Genomic DNA, 16,687 nt, shown 5'->3' with positions numbered 1-16,687 from the left:
ACGATTTTCTCCTGATTCGTGAAGAGGATCGAACTGTGCAGGAAGATCAGGCCGCGCTGCCGGATTTCGCCTGGGCATGAAGGTGCTGGAGTGAGGGGGTGCCGGATTCGAGCGCATTGAGCAGGCTTTCCACCTGAGCCATGTGATTGCACAGGCCCTTTCCTCGGATCTTGCCGTGCTCGTCGAGAATCACGCCGTACGGAGTGGTGCCCACCTGGTATGCGATACCGACGTCTCGAGCGTCGATGTAACTGAGCTCGGAACCGATCCCGCTGCCGGCCAGGAACTCGCGATGCTCTTCGGGTGTTCCGTCGGAGATGATGATCACGTCGAGATCCGATTCGGCTCGGGCCATTGCCCTTACGCCGGGAAGAAGGCTCTTGCATGTCGAGCAACTCGGTGCTGTGAACAGTAGAAGTTGCGGTTTGTCGCGGTGACCACCGACTCCGACGGTCCGTCCTTCCTGATCGATGAGACCGGCAAACGACGGGCCTGCCTGTTCGACCTTGGGCCCGGTATCCATCATCCGGGCACCGAGAGGTCCGAGACGTACTTGTACGCGGCCGATTTCACGAGCCAGAGCAAGAACCATCAAGAACAGTACGGCTACGGCGATCACCAGGATCACTGTCGCGACAAGGAGGAGAGTGGTCATCGTGGTAGTCCTGCCTTCGAGTTTTCAGTGGTGGGGATGTGAGTTCACGAGCCGTACCGGGACGCGGTTTCGGCGGTTCGGAGGCGAATGGAGGCACTCGACAGGTAGTCGTCGACCGGGCGTCGTCCGAGGTGGACCACCGAACGAATCTGTGCGAGAGCAACTCCCGCCAGAACGAGGAGGAATCCGAAGGTCGCCGCCACGACCTGGACGCCGATCTCAGCCTGTCCGGCGGTGACCGACAGTGCCACAGCGATCACCGCGAGTGTTCCGGCGCGAACGGCGTGGAACCATCCGATACGCGGAATCTCGCCGACTCCGAATGCAAAACATCCGCAGTCCAGATCGCGTCGACCACGCAGGAGGTTGATCGTGAGGCCCGTGAAGAACGACGCGAACATGATGGCAGCAACCAAGGCGGCGAGGCGATGGGCCACGCCGAGAACCAGAAGGATGCCTACGACGGTTTCCGCGACGGGAAGGATGCGAGCGATCGGTACTTCGAATCGCACCGGCAACACTTTGTATCCGCGCACCGAACGAAGGACCCCGTCGTGGTCGTTCAGCTTGGGAATGCCGGCGAGCAGGAGAACAAATCCGATGATCGCCGAAGTGGTGGCGCTGACCAAGTCCATGCTTCCTCCGTTCCTCTCGGGTAGTGCCGGTGGTGTGTGGGACACATCCTGTACGGGCGATGCTGCGAATCCGCGTCGACCGCGCTACGCCTGGACGAGGTGCAACTGAGAGAGCAGTTGTCGTGTGAGAATCGGAGAACTCGCAGGTCAAGGTGCTCCCGGAGGGGCCGGATACCGTCGGCCGCCCTTGATCCGGCATGACGCTGGGTGGGAAACAGAGTCGGATTCTCACTTGAAAGTTCTGTGCGCGCCATCGTGGAAACTGCGCGGAAACATAAGCGGACTAACTTGACCGAATTCTGACAATTCGCTCGTAGGTTCGGGCCTGGACGCGACGGACGGTGACACATGGCCGTGAGTGCGGCACTGCGTGCAGCGATCACGCGAGCGCAGAATGCGGATCAACACAGTGAGCCCGTGTTCTCCCCGCTCCGTGGTCTCGGACGAGGACGTTTGACCCCGATCGACCTGTTGGGGCAATCACTCTCCACGATCGCTCCGGCAACGGGAATGGTGTTCATCGCCCTGTGGATGATCACCTACAGTCCCGGCTACGTCGGGTTGGCTGCGATTGCTGCGACAACTTCGGCGGTGTTTCTCGTTGCGTTCTGCATCACTCAATTCACGCGGAGACTGGCCGCAGCTGGATCGTTGTACAGCTTCGTCTTCCAAGGCTCCGGTATCCGGGCGACACTGACGGCGGGTGCCGCACTGGTACTCGGGTATCTCGGAATCTCGGTTTCGGTTTTCTCGCAGGCAGTTCCGAGTCTGCTCGATACCATCGCCATTGTCGGCCCCGACGTGCGAGGAACTGCCGCGACGGTGATCACGACGGTGGCGATTGCCCTGGCCGTCGCGTGGATTGCAGTGCGAGGCGTCCGGTTCGCCACCCGAGCGATCCTGGTCGTCGAAGCGTGCTCGTTGATTCTCATCGTCGTGGTCATGCTGGCGACGCACAGTGACACGACAACTGCTGTTGCCCTGCCGAATCCGTCGCTGAGCGCTGTGCCGTTTCTCGCCATGCTGACGGTGCTCAGCATGGCGGGCTTCGAAAGCTCGGCCTTCTTCGGCCCGGAAGCGAAGCGACCACTCATCAGCGTCACACGCACGGTTCTCATTTCGCCGATCATCTGCGGGGTCCTCTTCGTTTTTGCGGCCTGGGCGGCGATGACTGGTCACGGCGCAACGATCGTCGGAGCGTACTTCGAAGGAACGGCATCCGGAGCCAGCGCGGAAGTGGTTCTGGCAGTCAAGATCGGAATGACGTGTTCCTGGTTCGCATCCACTCTCGGTTGTGCGCAGGCGGGCTCGCGGTTGCTGTACTCGATGGGGATCGAACGGGTACTGCCGTCGCCGCTCGCCCGCGTGCACAGACGATTTCGTACCCCGTACGTTGCGGTACTGGCGTTCGTCGCGGTAAGTGCGGCGGGCGTATTCATCTATTCGGATACGGTTCGCGACGATTCGGGATCCTTCGACGGCGTGGTGGAGACCGCGTTGGTCTGCGCTTACACGCTGGTGGCCTTTGCTTCGTGGAAGTTCTTGCGCCGAATCGGGGAACATACGTCGCTGACCCGGATTTGCACCCTGTCCGTGAGTGCCGCCGGTGCCGGTCTACTGGTTTACATCGTTCTCGACGGTGCGGTTCACGGGATGTGGGCACTGCCGATCGCTGCTCTTGCTGTTGCTGTGTCGGGGACAGTGTGGAGCGCATTGCTCCGTAGAGCCAGACCGGAAAGCCTTCTGATGGTCGGAGCTTTCGACAGCGTCGAGACGGCGGACCTGTTGCCCGGTGCGGGCACTCTGCTGATCGACGGTGACGGGCGAAGGCGACTCGTGCCGGATCGTGGGGCCGCCGAGGGTAACTCGCCGGAGCATGGGCGGTGACCGCGGACCGTGCAACCGCTGGTCCACGATCAGACAAACGGATCGGCGAAGAGACCCACTTCAGTGGACAACAACCGCGTGCGGTTCAGAAGGCGCTGGGGATGCTCGAGGCGGTGGCTCATCTGGGACCGGGAACAACCGCGAAGGAGATCGCCACTTTTGCAGGCGTTCCATCGGCCACGGCCTACCGGATGCTGAATCTGCTGGTGGCGGAGGGCTTTCTCGTGCGGGTGCCGGACCTGTCAGGGTTCGCGTTGGGGCGTCGGACTGCCGAGCTCTCGCATGCGGCGTCGTCGAGTGGTCCGGCGCCGACGCTGCACGAGCGCGTCGAGGACATGCGGACACACACGAGGTTCGGATTGCACGTCGCCTCATTCGCCGGTGGGCGCTTGAGGTTCGTCGACAAGGATCCGGATCACGAGATCATTGGAATAGCGGCACTGGCCAAGAACCTTCACGCGAATGCGCTGGGGAAGGTTCTGTTGGCGCACGACGAGCGGTTGCTTTCGGGTTTGGAACTTCGCCGGGTCACGGAGTTCACCCTCGGTGATTTCGATGCGTTGTATGAGCAGTTGAGGTCTGTTCGCCTGCAGGGTTTTGCATTCGAGAACCAGGAATGTCGCCTGGGTCGATCCGCGGTGGCAGTACCGGTTCGAGATCACGCAGACCAGGTGGCCGGCGGGTTGTGTGTTCAGGGAGCGAGCGGGCGAGTGACGGACGAGGATCGAGAGTTGGTCGGTTTCCTACTCGATTGTGCGCGTCAGCTCACCGGATTGCTCTGACGTCACACGCGCAGGCTCAGGGGGAGCCCGGCGGTCATCAGGACCACGGACTCCGATTCACTGGCGATTCGGCTGTTCACCAGACCGAGTAGATCGCGGAACAGTCTCCCGGACTTCGTGTCCGGGACGACGCCGCTTCCCACTTCGTTCGTGACGGCGACAATCGGAACCGGACAGGCGGTCCAGGCGTCGGCCAACCGGTCGATATCTGCGTGGACGGCGCTGAGATCTTCTGTGGCCCAGGCCCGATGTCGATCCAGACATGCGGTCAGCCACGTGCCGAGGCAATCGAGCAGGATCGGTGTTGTTGCGGTTGCGAGAATCTCGGTCACTTCGGAGGTCTCTACCGTCGTCCACGTCGACGGCCTCCGCGCGCGATGCGACGCAATTCGTTCGATCCAGTCGGGATCGTCGTCCTGCGGATCCCCGGTGGCGATGTACGTGACGTGCCGGTAGCCGGCAAGCAGGCCCTCCGCGTAAGTGGACTTGCCCGAGCGGGCGCCACCGGTGACCAGAGTTCGATGGCTCTGTCCTACCCCGATCTCGAGCACAGCTCCATCCGGAACCGCTCGCGCCCCGGACACACGAAGTGCTTCCGAGAGTTCGTTTTCGACGGGGTTGTGGTGCCCGAGGTGTACGGCGACCACATCGGTTCGATCGGTGATCGCGTCGCAGTTGCGTAGTCGGCTCACCGTCTCCGCGAAACTCGGCAGATCATGGTGCCCGGTGCCGTGGTCGGTCTTGTGGCCGAAGGTCTCTTCGAGAAAGACGGCGTCGAAACGCGCGTCGGCAAGGGCGTCGACAGTGGATTCGGGCAGAGGCCCGGTGTCGGTGGCCCAGAAGATTCGGGTTCCGGATGCGTCGGTGATGTCGTAGAGAAGGGTGGTTACTTCGTGCGCGGCTTCGAGTGTGCGAACACGATAGGTGCCCAACATGATCGACTGGCCGGTCTCGAGCGGTGTGAAGGTCACCGGGTCATCCGGGCCCACCCAGTCTCGGCAGAGAGCGAGCGCGTCGGGTGGTCCGAGAACCTCGAGTGGTTCGCTGCGCGATGCCCAGGACCGGAACAGCAATGCCATCGGGCCGAGGTGATCAGGATGAGAATGCGTCAGCAGGATGTGTTCGACGTGTGCCAGCGTGCGACCGAATCGCGACGCGGCACGCGGTACTTCCGGACCACAATCCAACAGGATTCTGTTGTCCACCAGGGCAGCAGTGTGCCCGCGAATGGTTCCACTCGACAAGGCTTCCAGGCAGGAAGGGCAGGTACAGAACGGGTTCGGCCAACCGTCGGCAGCACCGGTGCCGAGCAACATCAGTTCCATCAGCGGGTGCCCTCCTGCCGAATCGGAACAACTATGGGACCGCTGGGTCGGTCCAGGATTTCGACCCGAGCTCCGTACACGCGGCCGAGGAGGTCTGCCTCCAGCACCGATGAGGGAGTGCCGTCGGCAACCACGCTGCCCTTGTCCAGCAACACAATTCGTCGACCGTACTGACCCGCGAGAGTGAGATCGTGCATCGCGGCGATGACCGTGATGTTGTCGGCTTCTCGCAGTTCCTCCACCAAGTCGAGAACCTGCTGCTGGTGACCGATGTCGAGCGCGCTGGTGGGTTCGTCCAGGAGCAGTACCTGCGGTTCTTGAGCCAGCGCCCGAGCCAGGACCACGCGCTGCAATTCGCCGCCGGAAAGTTCGGTGGCTCGTCGATCTGCGAACTCGGTGAGGTCGAGCCTCTCGATCACCGAAGAGATCACCGAACGGTCAGTGGCGGTTTCGGTTCCGAAGCGTCGTAGATACGGAGTACGGCCGAGCGCCACCAGTTCGGCAACCGTCGCACCCTCGGGTACCACCGGGCGCTGCGGCATCAGCGCGACTACGGCGGACATCGCCTTGCGGCTGGAATTGCGAGGACTCAGTCCCCCGACCGAGAGCTCACCGGTAGACGGAATCAATCCAGCGAGGGCATGCATCAAGGTTGTCTTGCCGGCGCCGTTCGGCCCGACCACGGCAACCCAATCGCCTGGTGTCACATCGAGATCGATGCCGTCGACGACGTCCTTGCCGCCGAGGTTGACTCGGAGGTCGCGGCACCGCACTGCGCTGTCGGTCATGCCGAGACCCGGCTGCGGCGCAGAACCAGAAGGAAGAACGGAGCGCCGATCATCGCGGTCACAACTCCGATGGGGAGTTCGGCCGGTGCCATGACCGTGCGGGCGGCAACGTCGGTGAGGACGAGAAACGCTGCTCCGAGCATGAGTGACAGGGGGAGAAGCAGCCGATGAGACGGGCCGACGACCAGTCGAACCGCATGGGGAACAACGATTCCGACAAAGCCGATGAGTCCACTTGCACTCACGACCGCGGCCGTTCCCAGAGTTGCGGCGAGCACCAGCACCAGGCGTGATCTGGCCGGGTCGACGCCGAGGCTGGCGGCTTCGACGTCACCTACGGCCATCACGTCGAGTACACGCCGGTGTACCAGGATGACGGCTGAGGCCAGCGCAACGTACGGCAGGACAACCAGAACTTCCGACCAACCGTCGGTGGACAGTCCGCCGAGTAGCCAGGAATAGACCTCGCGCAGTGAATCGTCGAACCGCTGCTGAACAAAAGTCTGCGCTGCATTCGTGAACGCTGCGACTGCGACACCGGCGAGGATGATGACTACCGCGTTCTGCGGCCCGCCAATGCTTCGACCGAGCGAATAAGTTGCGAACACTGCCAGCACACCACCGACGAAGGCGGCCATGGGAATTCCGAACATGCCCAGCGCTCCACCCGAAACGATGGCGAGGGTTGCGCCCAGTCCGGCTCCGCTGGAAACTCCGAGGAGATACGGATCTGCCAAGGGATTTCGAAACACGCCCTGGTAGGCGGCACCGGCTACGGCCAACATTGCTCCGACCAACGCGCCCAGGACTACTCGCGGAAGCCGGATCTGCCAGAGAATCGCCTGCTGTGTTGCGGTGAGGCCGGAATCTATATGGATGCCGGGTATTCCGTCCAGAAGTTCGAGAATGGTCCGATCAGGCGTCAAACCGGCCGGCCCCACCAGAACACCGATCAGCAAGGCAGCGCACAGAATCAGCGCGGCGCCGAGCAGAACGGCGGTCCGATGATGGGAGATACCGGCTTTGATCATCGAGTGCTCAGGCCGCGGGAACTTGGGCAACGATGGCCGCGACGGCCTTCACCTGATCGGCGACACGAGGTCCCCACCGGCTGGAGAGGTCTTCGTCGAGCACATGGATCTGGTTGCCGGTAACCGCTTTCATGCCGCTCCACCCGGGTCGAGCGGCGACGGATTCTGCTGTCACTCCACAGCATTGGGAGTCTGCGAGAAAGATGAGATCGGGATTGGCCTGTACCACGAATTCGGCGGACAACTGCGGATAGTCACCCTGCCCCGCGGCGTCGGCGATGCTCTTCATTCCGAACAGCGAGTAGATCTGCCCGACGAAGCTCGAACTCGTGACGGTGTAGAGCGAGGAGTCGAGTTCGTGGAAGTACGTCAGCGGCTGTTGGCGCGCAGGAACACTGGCGACAGCGGCGTCGATGTCCGAGCGCATGGTGTCGACAACTTCGGTGCCCTTGTCCTCGTGGCCGGTGGCCTTCGCGACGCGCTCGATCTGGGCGTAGACGTCGTCGATGCTCGTCGCTGCCGGTAGTAGGAGTGTCGGCACCTTCGCCTTTTGCAGTCCGGAGACAAGATCGTTCATGTCATCCGATGCGATCACCAGATCCGGTGCGTAGCCGAGGATGGCTTCGACGTTCGGTTGAAAGCCCGAGAGATCGGTGACCGGGATACCGGCCGGGTAGTCGGACTGATTGTCGACGGCCTTCACCTGATCGCCCGCGCCGACTGCCCACAGGGTCTCGGTGGCGCTGGGACTGAGTGACACGATCGACTGAGGGCGTGACTCGATGCTGATGTCCGTGCCGGAATCCGTGGGACCGGAAACAACAGTCACCGGGAACGAGCCGTCCGAGGCGGCTGTGGTTGCGGGTGCATCGGACGTCGAGCTACTGCACGCACCGGCAAGCAGTGCGGTGCTCACCGTCAGTGCTGCAAGTACAGATCTGAATTTACGTGTCGGCCGAGTACTCACAGCCACCCCTCCGCTAGTGGTGAAGGGTCGCGAGCAGCGCGGCCGCGAGGCGAAGCGCCACGAGCGGTCCTTCGTCCGAGAACCATCGTGTCGCCACGAGGCCGGTGACCTGACTCGTTCGCCTCGAGTAGTGACGGGCGAATTCACAGTTGCGTCGACAGTGCCGGGGTTTCACCGAACTTCACACGAGCAGCGTGGCACCCCGGTGAACCGGGGCATCTGCACTTTACAGGGGTCGTCTGGCTTGACCCGGGAGGTCAAGGCAGGGTAAATATCTATTCCACTAATGAACTAGTGAAAGGGTTCGGATGATCGACTTCCGTATCGACCGCCGATCCGGCATTCCCACTTACGTGCAATTGGTCCTTCAGGTGAAGCAGGCGCTCAGGCTCGGTGATCTCCAAGTCGGGGATCGGCTGCCCACAGCCAAGGACGTCGTGGGAGCGCTCGCGATCAACCCGAACACAGTCCTGAAGGCCTACAAGGAACTCGAGCGCGACGGACTTGTTGCTCCGCGGCCCGGATTGGGCACGTTCGTCGTCAAGTCCCTTGCCAAGCCCGGTATGGCGGAAAGCTCTGCGCTACGGCGCGAGTTGGCGCGTTGGGTGGCAGATGCCGTGGCCGCTGGACTCGAGCGCACGGACATCGAAGCACTGGTGAGTTTGGAACTCGAGAAGACGTTCATCGAAACGGATCCGTCCGGAAAGCAGGGGGAGACATCATGACTGCGCAAGAATCGGCACTGACAATGCAGGACGTGGACAAGCGCTTCGGCAAGAAGAAGGTGCTCGACGCCTGCACATTCGAGATCGCAACAGGAAGCATCACTGCCCTGGTCGGGGTGAACGGCGCCGGTAAGTCCACACTGATGTCCTTGGCGGTCGGGTTGACGATGCCTGACCACGGTTCGATCTCCGTCCTGGGCAGCACGCCGGATCAGGACGGCATCTGCCCAGGCCTGTCGTACCTCGCTCAGCACAAGCCGCTGTATCCCAAATTCACTGTTGCAGAACTTCTTCGATTCGGCGCATATACCAACGACGAGTGGGATGCGAAGTACGCTCTGGATCTGGTGGAGCGCGCTGGGATTGCTCTCGATGCAAAGGCGAAGACTCTGTCACCAGGTCAACGAACCAGGGTTGCACTGGCTTTGGTGCTCGGACGCAGACCGCAGTTGCTTCTACTCGACGAGCCTCTGGCAGATCTCGATCCCGTGGCGCGGCGGTCTGTGGCGACCACTCTGCTCGAAGACGTTGCCGAGTACGGCACCACAGTTCTGTTGTCGTCACACATCGTTTCCGAATTGGCAGACGTCTCGGATCGACTTCTTCTGCTGGGCGGCGGAAACGCGAGATTGTCCGGTCCGTTGGATGAATTGATCTCTGCCCATTACGTATTGATCGGGGACGGCGACCCCTCGGACGTGGTCGGCGCCGGTGCGGTCATTCATACCGACAAGGGGATGCGGTCGAATTCTCATGTGGTGGAGGGAGTCCGTCCGAGCCCTCGGGCCGGCTGGGTGATCGACGACGCAACTCTCGACGACGTGGTGCTCGGGCACCTGAGCGCAGAAACGATGGTGGCGGCATGATCTGGGTTACGTGGCGGCACCACCGGACATCGCTCATTGTGTCATTGGGATTCATCGCGGCACTAGCAGTCATTGTCTTGTCGAGTGGTGCGATCATCAAGAGCAGCGGACAAACCCAACGCTTCGGATCGCCACTCAGTTGCTTCGACGACATCACCGCGATCTGCACGGCAGAGACGGCTCTCACCCTGACGACAGTGGTTGCTACTGCTCTGCCGGTGTTCCTCGGCGTGTTGATCGGGGTAACCGTGTTTTCGCGGGATGTCGAACAAGGAACACACGTACTGGGGCTTACTCAATCGGTCAGTCGGACTCGGTGGTTCTGGACCCGTGTGTTGATCGTCTTCCTGCCGATTTCTGTGGCGTCCGCATTGCTCGGATTTGCATTGCAATGGGCTCGATCCCTCCCGGACAACTCCCGGTATGGATTTGTTGCCGGGCGTTCGACTTTCGTCGAGATATCGAACCTGTCGTATCCACTCTTTCAATCCAGCGGACTGGTCTTGGGTGCGTACACATCCATGTCACTCTTGCTCGGAGCAGCACTGGCTTTGCTGGTGCGCAGTTCGATCGGCGCAATGGCGATCACGATGGTCGGTGTTGTTGCGATCCTGGCAGGATTTCAGTTGGTTGCACGACCCGATTACGCCGAGCCGAGTGTCCGAACATCACCCGTCGCCGGATTCAGTTCCTACTATTCGAGCGATACCAGTATCCCCGCGGTCAATTGGGAACTCGCGCAGGGATATGTCGACCTCCGAGGTAACTGGGTCGACATCGGATACGACGAGTGCATGTGGGGTGGATCAGGCGATGAGGACCCGTACGACCAGCGCCCGGAGGAGACCGGCGCCGAGTACAGCCTCCGCATGGATGTGCTCTCAGCGCAGCAGAACAGAGAGATGGAGATCTGTTTGCGGCAGCACGGGGTCGACCACTACGAAGTTCGCTACCACTCAGCTGATCGGTTCTGGCGTTTCCAGTTCACGGAAGCTGCACTCGTCCTGATCCTTTCGGGATTGTTCCTCCTGCCGGCGCTCTGGGGTCTACGACGCCTCAAGCCGTGATTCAGCGGGCGACCGGCGCGACCGTCAGCTGATTGATGTTTGCGCCGGTCATCGAGCAACCCTTGGTGGGGTAGGCGAGGAAGACCGAGTCGTAGCTGTTGGGCGGGTAAACCTTCAGTCCCGCAACGTCGGTCACACCGCACTGATCTGCCGGGTAGTTCTCGACGTTCGTAGCTCGCACCAAAGACGTTGCGGCAGAGCCAGGGGCAAGGGAGACGAGTGAACCGGATCCGGAGCGGCCGGCTGCAGCACCCACTTCGCTTCCGGATGCTCCCGTGACATAGGAGACGCCGGGGAAACCGTCGAGCGTGCACGTGCGGCTGCCCGTGTTGGTGAAGACCACCGGAAGCTCCACAGAACCGGCGGCGCCACTCGACTCGCCGAGGGTGACGTTCAGTTCCCCGATCGTGCAACCTTCGGGATTGGGTGCCGTCGAGGTTGTCGTTTGGGTGTGGTCGGTATGGGTCGTCGAAGGTGAAGCGGTGCCGGTCTGGGTCGTCGGCGCAGAGGCGGTAGTCGTTGAGGCGGGTGCCGGTGAACTCTCGGCCGTTCCCGTTTCATCCGAGCCGCAACCGCTGAGAAGGGCGAGAGCAGCAAGTGGAGCCGCCAACAAGCCGACGTTGCGCATGCGGTTCGAATTCATCGCTCTGTACTCCTCAGGCTGGTCGACAACTGTTTCCGAACATCCGTGTCCGGTATATCCGAGTTTGAAGCCGGATGTGCAGAAACGAATCAGGCTCGCCGGTGATCAGGACCTACTTCCCGGATGGATTGCCGTTGCGGATCTAGCATGAGAAATGACCTGTCCGGATCGCGACCACCGGGAGTAGCGCATGTTCACCTTCACCAGCGACGACGGAGTGGTCATTCATGTCCACGAATGGCCCACCGAGCAGGAACCTCGAGGGGTTGTTCAACTCGCGCACGGTATGGGTGAGCACGCAAAACGCTACGCACACGTTGCCGAAGCCCTGAATGCTCGCGGTTTCCACGTCTACGCGGCGGACCACCGCGGCCACGGTGAGAGCATGCACGCCGGCCCAGGCAACATCGGCGACGACGGCTGGAACCGCTTGGTGGCAGACATGGTGACCCTCACGGGCATCATCCGCGACAAACACCCCGGCCTGCCCGTCGTACTGCTCAGCCACAGCCTCGGTTCGTTCGCTTCGCAGCAGTACATCCTCGATCATTCGCACCTGATCGACGCCGTCGCACTGTCGGGGACCACCGCGGTCGATCAACTGATCGAGAGCCTCGTCAACGACGGCCCGGACGTCCTCGCCCAGTTCAATGCGGAATTCGAACCGGCCCGTACTCCGCACGACTGGCTCAGCCGTGACGAAGCGCAGGTGGATTTGTACATCAACGATCCGCTGTGCGGTTTCAGCCTGGACGACGCCGGCATGGGTGGACTTATCGCAGCGGGACCGAGGTTCGTCGACGTCGAGGGCGTGCGACAAGACCTTCCGATCCTGGTCTTCGTCGGCACCTCGGATCCTCTCAACGCCGCGCTGAGCCGTACCGACGTCGCAGTCGAACGGTACAACTCGGCGGGGATCGAAGACGTCACCTACTACACCTATCCGGGTGCCAGACACGAGATCTTCAACGAGACCAACCGCGACGACGTCATCAACGATCTGACGACGTGGATGGACCGCGTACTAGAAGCGTGACCGCCTCACCGGAAAGGGGAACACGATGTCCACAGTTCCGGCCGCACGACCCGATCCAGACCCGCGAGATGTCAAGCGCTGGAGACGATACCTCGCCGACGAACAAGCCGAGGCCGCCGTCTACCGAGACCTCGCGAGTAGGCGCAGCGGCGAGGAGCGCGAAATCCTTCTCGCACTGGCCGACGCGGAGGGGCGACACGAGGCGCACTGGCGAGCGCTACTCGGCGATCACGTCGGCAAACCACTTCGCGGCGATATCCGCACTCGGATACTGGGCTTTCTGGCCAGGCGCTTCGGCTCCGTCTTCGTGCTCGCTCTTGCACAGCGCGCGGAGACGCGATCCCCGTATCCCAACGACGCCGACGCGACTGCATCGATGGGCGCGGACGAGAAGATCCACGAAGAAGTGGTGCGGGCCTTGGCCACTCGGGGTCGGAACAGACTTTCGGGGACGTTTCGTGCCGCCGTCTTCGGAGCCAACGACGGCCTCGTCAGCAATCTCGCTCTCGTGCTCGGCATCAGCGGTAGCGGCGTCTCCAATCAGATCGTTCTGATCACCGGCATGGCCGGGCTTCTGGCCGGCGCCCTGTCGATGGGCGCCGGCGAGTACGTTTCAGTCCGCTCGCAGCGAGAGTTGTTGGAAGCGTCCAATCCTGGTCCGGCTGCCAGCGAAGCTGTCGGACTGCTCGACGTCGACGCGAACGAATTGGCCCTGGTCTACCGGGCCCGCGGCATGTCCGCCGAGGAAGCGGATCAGCGCGCCGCCGAGGTCCTCGCGAACAGCACCTTCGGCGCCGCCGACGTTGTCGACGACCATGAAGCTGTCGGAACCGGGTTGGGCGCAGCGGCGGCAAGTTTCTGCTTCTTCGCCTCGGGCGCAATCATTCCGGTGCTGCCGTATCTGTTCGGCCTGGAAGGCATGACGGCTCTGATCGTCGCATCTGTTCTCGTGGGGATCGCGTTGCTGACGACGGGCGTTGTGGTCGGGTTGCTCTCGGGCGGGCCGCCATTCAAGCGGGCGCTACGCCAACTTGCGATCGGCTACGGCGCTGCCGGCGCGACGTATCTGCTCGGCATGTTGTTCGGGACTTCGCTCTGAGCGTCGGCTTACGCGCGTAGGGCGGGATCGCGGTGAGCCGGATCGATCCGAACCGGAATCTGGCACACCACGGCCTCGGTGTGTTTGCGCAGTGCATGAGCGATCTCATCGGTCCGTTGGCTCGGGAGGAACCGGTGCCATCTGGTCGCCGGGTCGATGGTGGCGACGACAACAAAGGTCTCTCGGTGGGGGAAGTGTGTGCGGATGTATCGGGCGAGGGTGTTCCCCACGGAATTCTCGGTGTCCTCGATGACGATCAAACGCGAATTCGGATGTCGGGCTTGCCATCGGCGTGTGAAGTCCGTCGTCGATTCGTGGGCCAGGCAGACTCGAATTGCGATGGGCTGTGACGACATCGCCGTTGCCGCGGCCATCGCGCGGGTGGAGAGCGACGTAATTTCGGACACCGGTACTAGGACCGCTGGTTTGTATCCGATGGACAGAGAATCGTTCTCACCCTGAACGGTTAACCGCGTACCGATATGTGTGTACGCACCGCGGATGCGTTCCATGCCGAGGACGAGCGCAGGGAGCGCGAGAGCGATCAGCCAGGCGCCCTCGGTGAACTTCATGGCGGTAGTCACCACTGCTGCGATCGAAGTCAACGCAGCCCCGAAACCGTTGAGCGCCAATCGCCACTTCCAGCCCGGTGTTCGTTCGGCGAGCCAGTGGCGCACCATGCCGAACTGCGCGAGCGTGAATCCGATGAACACACCGATGGCGAACAGCGGCACCAAGGTGTTCATGTTTCCGCCGGATCCGATGAGCAGGAGAGCACCGACGCCTCCGAGCGACAAGACGCCGTACGTGAAGACGTCGCGCGTCGACTTCCGGCTGAAGCGGTGCGGGAGCACGTTGTCGTCGGCGAGGATCCGCATCAGGTTCGGAAGTCCGCCGTACGAGGTGTTCGCGGCCAACGCCAACAGAATCACGGTGGAGAATTGGACGACGTAGTAGCCCACACCATTTCCGAGGGCAGCGGAAGTGAGTTGCGACAGGACCGTTGTTCCGGGGACTGGGGCCAGTGAGAACTTTTCGATCAACACCGCAAGGCCGATCAGCATGGTGCCCAACAGGATTCCCAGAGCTACTTCGGCACGCTGAGCGCTACGCACGCGAGGCTTCTTGAAACTGGGTACCGCATTGGCGATGGCTTCGACTCCGGTCAATGCGGCGCAACCACTCGAAAATGCCTTGAGCAGAAGGAGAATGCCGATCGTGTGTGCGTTGTCGGCGAGGAAGGGAGCCGTGGCGGCGGCAGGGTTTTCCCGAAGTAGTCCGGCACCGATCACCGTGAAGATGCTGACGACAAAAACCACGGTGGGCAACATGAATACCCGCGCGGAATCTGCGATGCCCCGCAGATTCAGTGCCGTGATGCCGCCGAGTATCGCCAGTGCGATCCAGACCGTGTAGGGAAGAAGCGCAGGGAAGGCGGAGGTCAGAGCCGCGACACCGGCTGCGATCGATACCGCGACGTTGAGGGTGTAGTCGACGATCAACGACGCGGCGGCGGTCAAACTTGCCCGCGGGCTCAGATGCTTCTTTGCGACGGCGTAGGCGCCACCGCCTTCGGGAAATGCGGCGATCACTTGGCGGTACGACGCCACCAGGACTGCAAGCAGCACTGCGATGGCGATCGTCACCGGCACGGTGAAGCCGATCCCCGCGCCGCCTGCGAGGGCCAACACCAACACGATGGCCTCTGGACCGTACGACACCGAGGCCATCGCGTCGAGCGACAGACCCGCCAGTCCGGTTGCGACGGAGAGCTTTTGCTTCTCAGGTTCGCCGCCGGCGCGGATGGTCGACGATATGACTCCACGGTGTCCGAGTATCACTGCATGTCTCACCGAGTCAGTATCGTCATTTCCCGTAGCTCTGAGACTGATCTTGACGATGCTTTGACGCGATGGCCTGCAAATCTGTACGGGTTCACAACGGGGGTTCGAGTCGCGGGAAGCCTTGTGACAGCTGATCAATCCAGCGAGCGCGCGTGGCGAGAATATCGCGGTTCCGAGACTCCGATTGGGCGGCGACGTGCGAAAGTAGGTCGCGAAGTCGGCCCAGAACGAGTGGCGAGTTCGATGCCGAGGCTATGACGTCGTCCAGTCCGGTTCTGACGAAGCTCGTGAAGTCGGGCAGTGGAATCACCACACGCAGATCACCATGCTCGTCGACGGCCCGGATCGAATCTGCGCGTACGGAGGTCACCAGAGAGAGGAGGTCCTCGATCTCGTCCAGAGCCTGCACGGCCGTCGCAGGATCGTTGATAGCGGGTGAGAGCGCTCTGAGCGCGATGTCAGCCAACAACCGAATCGCGAGTAGGGGGTCCTGGGTGAAGGTCCGCTCACTCCCACTGACCAAGGCGTCAAGGATCGTGTTGGCGGGCATGGGTCCGCCGTAGACGTCGGCGAGCGGCAATCCGTCTCGCAGCGTGCTACCCGGCGACACTCGGAGGACCACCATGGATCGGCAGTTCCGAGCGTTCTGCAGCAGATCTTCGACGAGGATCTGCTGCAGAACGGCCGGCGGTCGATGCCACTCGATTGTCGTGATCACCGGAAGTGTTGGTAGAGGAGGCAACTCCAGATCAGTGGTGGGGTACACGGCGGCGAAGACTGCTCGGCCACGACTCGAGATCGTGGTCAGTACCGGAGCCAACTGGATGGCCGAGAATGCGCGCAGCTGGAGCAGCCTGATCAGCGTCAGCGTGGCCAAGAGCGCCAGCACTGCGAGACTTGGCACAACCACGGACACATCCGTTTCGTTGCTGATGGCGAGCGCCGCCGTGATGTCGAAAACCGACTGGCCTATCGCGAAGGCAAATGTCCGCCACACGATGGGGTCGTCGCGGAACAACAACAAGCGAGGGGTGAAGGTGGTCGCGGCCCATTGGACGACGAGGAACAGCAGCGAGAAGATCACTGCCACTACACCCAATAGCCCCAGTCCGAGGGCAACGAGCATCTCGCTGACCTGACGGGCGGGAATCATCGGGCCGCTCCGGACATACGGCATCCCCAGTCCGGCAGCCAGTCCCACGACGACGCACAGGATCTGGGTCAGGCCTGCACGTACACGGCGCCGGGGGACGAGGAAGGCATGCCCGATCGGGGTGGGAGCGAAACGTCCGGGCTGATCCACACTTCAAGCCTCCACGCTGCGGCAATGGTGCGCC

The 16,687-nt window shown here is 62.2% G+C and carries 16 protein-coding genes; 7 read left to right on the top strand and 9 right to left on the bottom strand.

From position 1 onward, the window contains the following. Positions 1 to 46 precede the first annotated feature (46 nt). Together RWT78_RS00330 and RWT78_RS00325 are read right to left on the bottom strand one after the other, a co-directional pair. Complete coding sequence (locus tag RWT78_RS00330; protein WP_314673058.1) at positions 47 to 655, bottom strand: redoxin domain-containing protein; 609 nt, start codon at positions 653 to 655, stop codon at positions 47 to 49. Positions 656 to 699: 44 nt separating this feature from the next. After that, on the bottom strand, positions 700 to 1,290 hold the full coding sequence (locus RWT78_RS00325; protein ID WP_314673055.1) for a MauE/DoxX family redox-associated membrane protein: 591 nt from the start codon (positions 1,288 to 1,290) through the stop codon (positions 700 to 702). A 348-nt stretch (positions 1,291 to 1,638) separates the two neighbouring features. On the opposite strand from RWT78_RS00325, the gene RWT78_RS00320 reads away from it, so the two are divergent. Both RWT78_RS00320 and RWT78_RS00315 read left to right on the top strand, forming a co-directional pair. Next, entirely contained in the window at positions 1,639 to 3,177 is a 1,539-nt protein-coding gene (locus tag RWT78_RS00320; protein WP_314673052.1) for an APC family permease, read from the top strand. Further along, positions 3,174 to 3,959: an IclR family transcriptional regulator gene (locus RWT78_RS00315; RefSeq protein WP_003939697.1), complete on the top strand. Its 786-nt coding sequence runs from the start codon at positions 3,174 to 3,176 to the stop codon at positions 3,957 to 3,959. The genes RWT78_RS00320 and RWT78_RS00315 overlap by 4 nt, the downstream gene beginning before the upstream one ends. A gap of 2 nt (positions 3,960 to 3,961) precedes the next feature. On the opposite strand, the gene cobU is transcribed toward RWT78_RS00315, so the two are convergent. Genes cobU through RWT78_RS00295 form a run of 4 tightly spaced genes read right to left on the bottom strand, consistent with a single transcriptional unit; the run spans position 3,962 to position 8,070 of the window. After that, the gene (cobU, locus tag RWT78_RS00310) at positions 3,962 to 5,284 is read right to left on the bottom strand and encodes a bifunctional adenosylcobinamide kinase/adenosylcobinamide-phosphate guanylyltransferase (RefSeq protein WP_314673048.1); all 1,323 of its coding nucleotides are present in this window, start codon (positions 5,282 to 5,284) and stop codon (positions 3,962 to 3,964) included. Further along, a complete protein-coding gene (locus RWT78_RS00305; RefSeq protein ID WP_314673045.1) occupies positions 5,284 to 6,072 on the bottom strand; it encodes an ABC transporter ATP-binding protein in 789 nt (262 codons plus the stop codon). Before RWT78_RS00305 ends, cobU begins: the two co-directional genes overlap by 1 nt. After that, positions 6,069 to 7,103 carry an iron ABC transporter permease gene (locus RWT78_RS00300; RefSeq protein WP_042953073.1) on the bottom strand — a complete coding sequence of 345 codons (1,035 nt, stop codon included), beginning with the start codon at positions 7,101 to 7,103 and terminating at the stop codon, positions 6,069 to 6,071. Before RWT78_RS00300 ends, RWT78_RS00305 begins: the two co-directional genes overlap by 4 nt. 7 nt (positions 7,104 to 7,110) lie before the next feature. Next, positions 7,111 to 8,070 carry an ABC transporter substrate-binding protein gene (locus RWT78_RS00295; RefSeq protein WP_054827054.1) on the bottom strand — a complete coding sequence of 320 codons (960 nt, stop codon included), beginning with the start codon at positions 8,068 to 8,070 and terminating at the stop codon, positions 7,111 to 7,113. Between the two features lie 308 nt (positions 8,071 to 8,378). Here RWT78_RS00295 and RWT78_RS00290 point away from each other — a divergent pair, with 308 nt between their 5' ends. Genes RWT78_RS00290 through RWT78_RS00280 form a run of 3 tightly spaced genes read left to right on the top strand, consistent with a single transcriptional unit; the run spans position 8,379 to position 10,728 of the window. After that, positions 8,379 to 8,795: a GntR family transcriptional regulator gene (locus RWT78_RS00290; RefSeq protein ID WP_003939899.1), complete on the top strand. Its 417-nt coding sequence runs from the start codon at positions 8,379 to 8,381 to the stop codon at positions 8,793 to 8,795. Next, positions 8,792 to 9,661, top strand: a complete 870-nt coding sequence (locus tag RWT78_RS00285; protein WP_314673034.1) for an ABC transporter ATP-binding protein — start codon at positions 8,792 to 8,794, stop codon at positions 9,659 to 9,661. The genes RWT78_RS00290 and RWT78_RS00285 overlap by 4 nt, the downstream gene beginning before the upstream one ends. Beyond that, positions 9,658 to 10,728: an ABC transporter permease gene (locus RWT78_RS00280; RefSeq protein ID WP_314673033.1), complete on the top strand. Its 1,071-nt coding sequence runs from the start codon at positions 9,658 to 9,660 to the stop codon at positions 10,726 to 10,728. Before RWT78_RS00285 ends, RWT78_RS00280 begins: the two co-directional genes overlap by 4 nt. Position 10,729: 1 nt before the next feature. Here the strand turns inward: RWT78_RS00280 and RWT78_RS00275 are convergent, their stop codons facing one another. Next, on the bottom strand, positions 10,730 to 11,371 hold the full coding sequence (locus RWT78_RS00275; protein ID WP_314673030.1) for a DUF4232 domain-containing protein: 642 nt from the start codon (positions 11,369 to 11,371) through the stop codon (positions 10,730 to 10,732). Positions 11,372 to 11,561: 190 nt separating this feature from the next. Between RWT78_RS00275 and RWT78_RS00270 the strand changes: the two genes are divergently transcribed. Then, entirely contained in the window at positions 11,562 to 12,407 is an 846-nt protein-coding gene (locus RWT78_RS00270; protein ID WP_003939910.1) for an alpha/beta hydrolase, read from the top strand. A 25-nt stretch (positions 12,408 to 12,432) separates the two neighbouring features. Then, positions 12,433 to 13,506: a VIT1/CCC1 family protein gene (locus RWT78_RS00265; RefSeq protein WP_007729922.1), complete on the top strand. Its 1,074-nt coding sequence runs from the start codon at positions 12,433 to 12,435 to the stop codon at positions 13,504 to 13,506. An 8-nt stretch (positions 13,507 to 13,514) separates the two neighbouring features. Here RWT78_RS00265 and RWT78_RS00260 read toward each other — a convergent pair whose 3' ends face one another. Both RWT78_RS00260 and RWT78_RS00255 read right to left on the bottom strand, forming a co-directional pair. Then, positions 13,515 to 15,347: an APC family permease gene (locus RWT78_RS00260; protein WP_314673184.1), complete on the bottom strand. Its 1,833-nt coding sequence runs from the start codon at positions 15,345 to 15,347 to the stop codon at positions 13,515 to 13,517. A 94-nt stretch (positions 15,348 to 15,441) separates the two neighbouring features. Beyond that, positions 15,442 to 16,653 carry a DUF2254 family protein gene (locus RWT78_RS00255; protein WP_314673021.1) on the bottom strand — a complete coding sequence of 404 codons (1,212 nt, stop codon included), beginning with the start codon at positions 16,651 to 16,653 and terminating at the stop codon, positions 15,442 to 15,444. Positions 16,654 to 16,687 lie beyond the last annotated feature (34 nt).

Origin of the sequence: uncultured Rhodococcus sp., from assembly GCF_963525155.1 — a bacterium.
Classification (GTDB): Bacteria; Actinomycetota; Actinomycetes; order Mycobacteriales; family Mycobacteriaceae; genus Rhodococcus_F; species Rhodococcus_F qingshengii.
Note: the sequence above shows the minus strand (reverse complement) of the source record. Positions and strands in the feature narration are given on the sequence as shown.

Bases quoted from the DNA above. Each gene is read 5' to 3' on its own strand.
- RWT78_RS00330 (WP_314673058.1), bottom strand. From the start codon at position 655: ATGACCACTCTCCTCCTTGTCGCGACAGTGATCCTGGTGATCGCCGTA.
- RWT78_RS00325 (WP_314673055.1), bottom strand. From the start codon at position 1,290: ATGGACTTGGTCAGCGCCACCACTTCGGCGATCATCGGATTTGTTCTC.
- RWT78_RS00320 (WP_314673052.1), top strand. From the start codon at position 1,639: ATGGCCGTGAGTGCGGCACTGCGTGCAGCGATCACGCGAGCGCAGAAT.
- cobU (WP_314673048.1), bottom strand. From the start codon at position 5,284: ATGGAACTGATGTTGCTCGGCACCGGTGCTGCCGACGGTTGGCCGAAC.
- RWT78_RS00305 (WP_314673045.1), bottom strand. From the start codon at position 6,072: ATGACCGACAGCGCAGTGCGGTGCCGCGACCTCCGAGTCAACCTCGGC.
- RWT78_RS00300 (WP_042953073.1), bottom strand. From the start codon at position 7,103: ATGATCAAAGCCGGTATCTCCCATCATCGGACCGCCGTTCTGCTCGGC.
- RWT78_RS00290 (WP_003939899.1), top strand. From the start codon at position 8,379: ATGATCGACTTCCGTATCGACCGCCGATCCGGCATTCCCACTTACGTG.
- RWT78_RS00285 (WP_314673034.1), top strand. From the start codon at position 8,792: ATGACTGCGCAAGAATCGGCACTGACAATGCAGGACGTGGACAAGCGC.
- RWT78_RS00280 (WP_314673033.1), top strand. From the start codon at position 9,658: ATGATCTGGGTTACGTGGCGGCACCACCGGACATCGCTCATTGTGTCA.
- RWT78_RS00275 (WP_314673030.1), bottom strand. From the start codon at position 11,371: ATGAATTCGAACCGCATGCGCAACGTCGGCTTGTTGGCGGCTCCACTT.
- RWT78_RS00270 (WP_003939910.1), top strand. From the start codon at position 11,562: ATGTTCACCTTCACCAGCGACGACGGAGTGGTCATTCATGTCCACGAA.
- RWT78_RS00265 (WP_007729922.1), top strand. From the start codon at position 12,433: ATGTCCACAGTTCCGGCCGCACGACCCGATCCAGACCCGCGAGATGTC.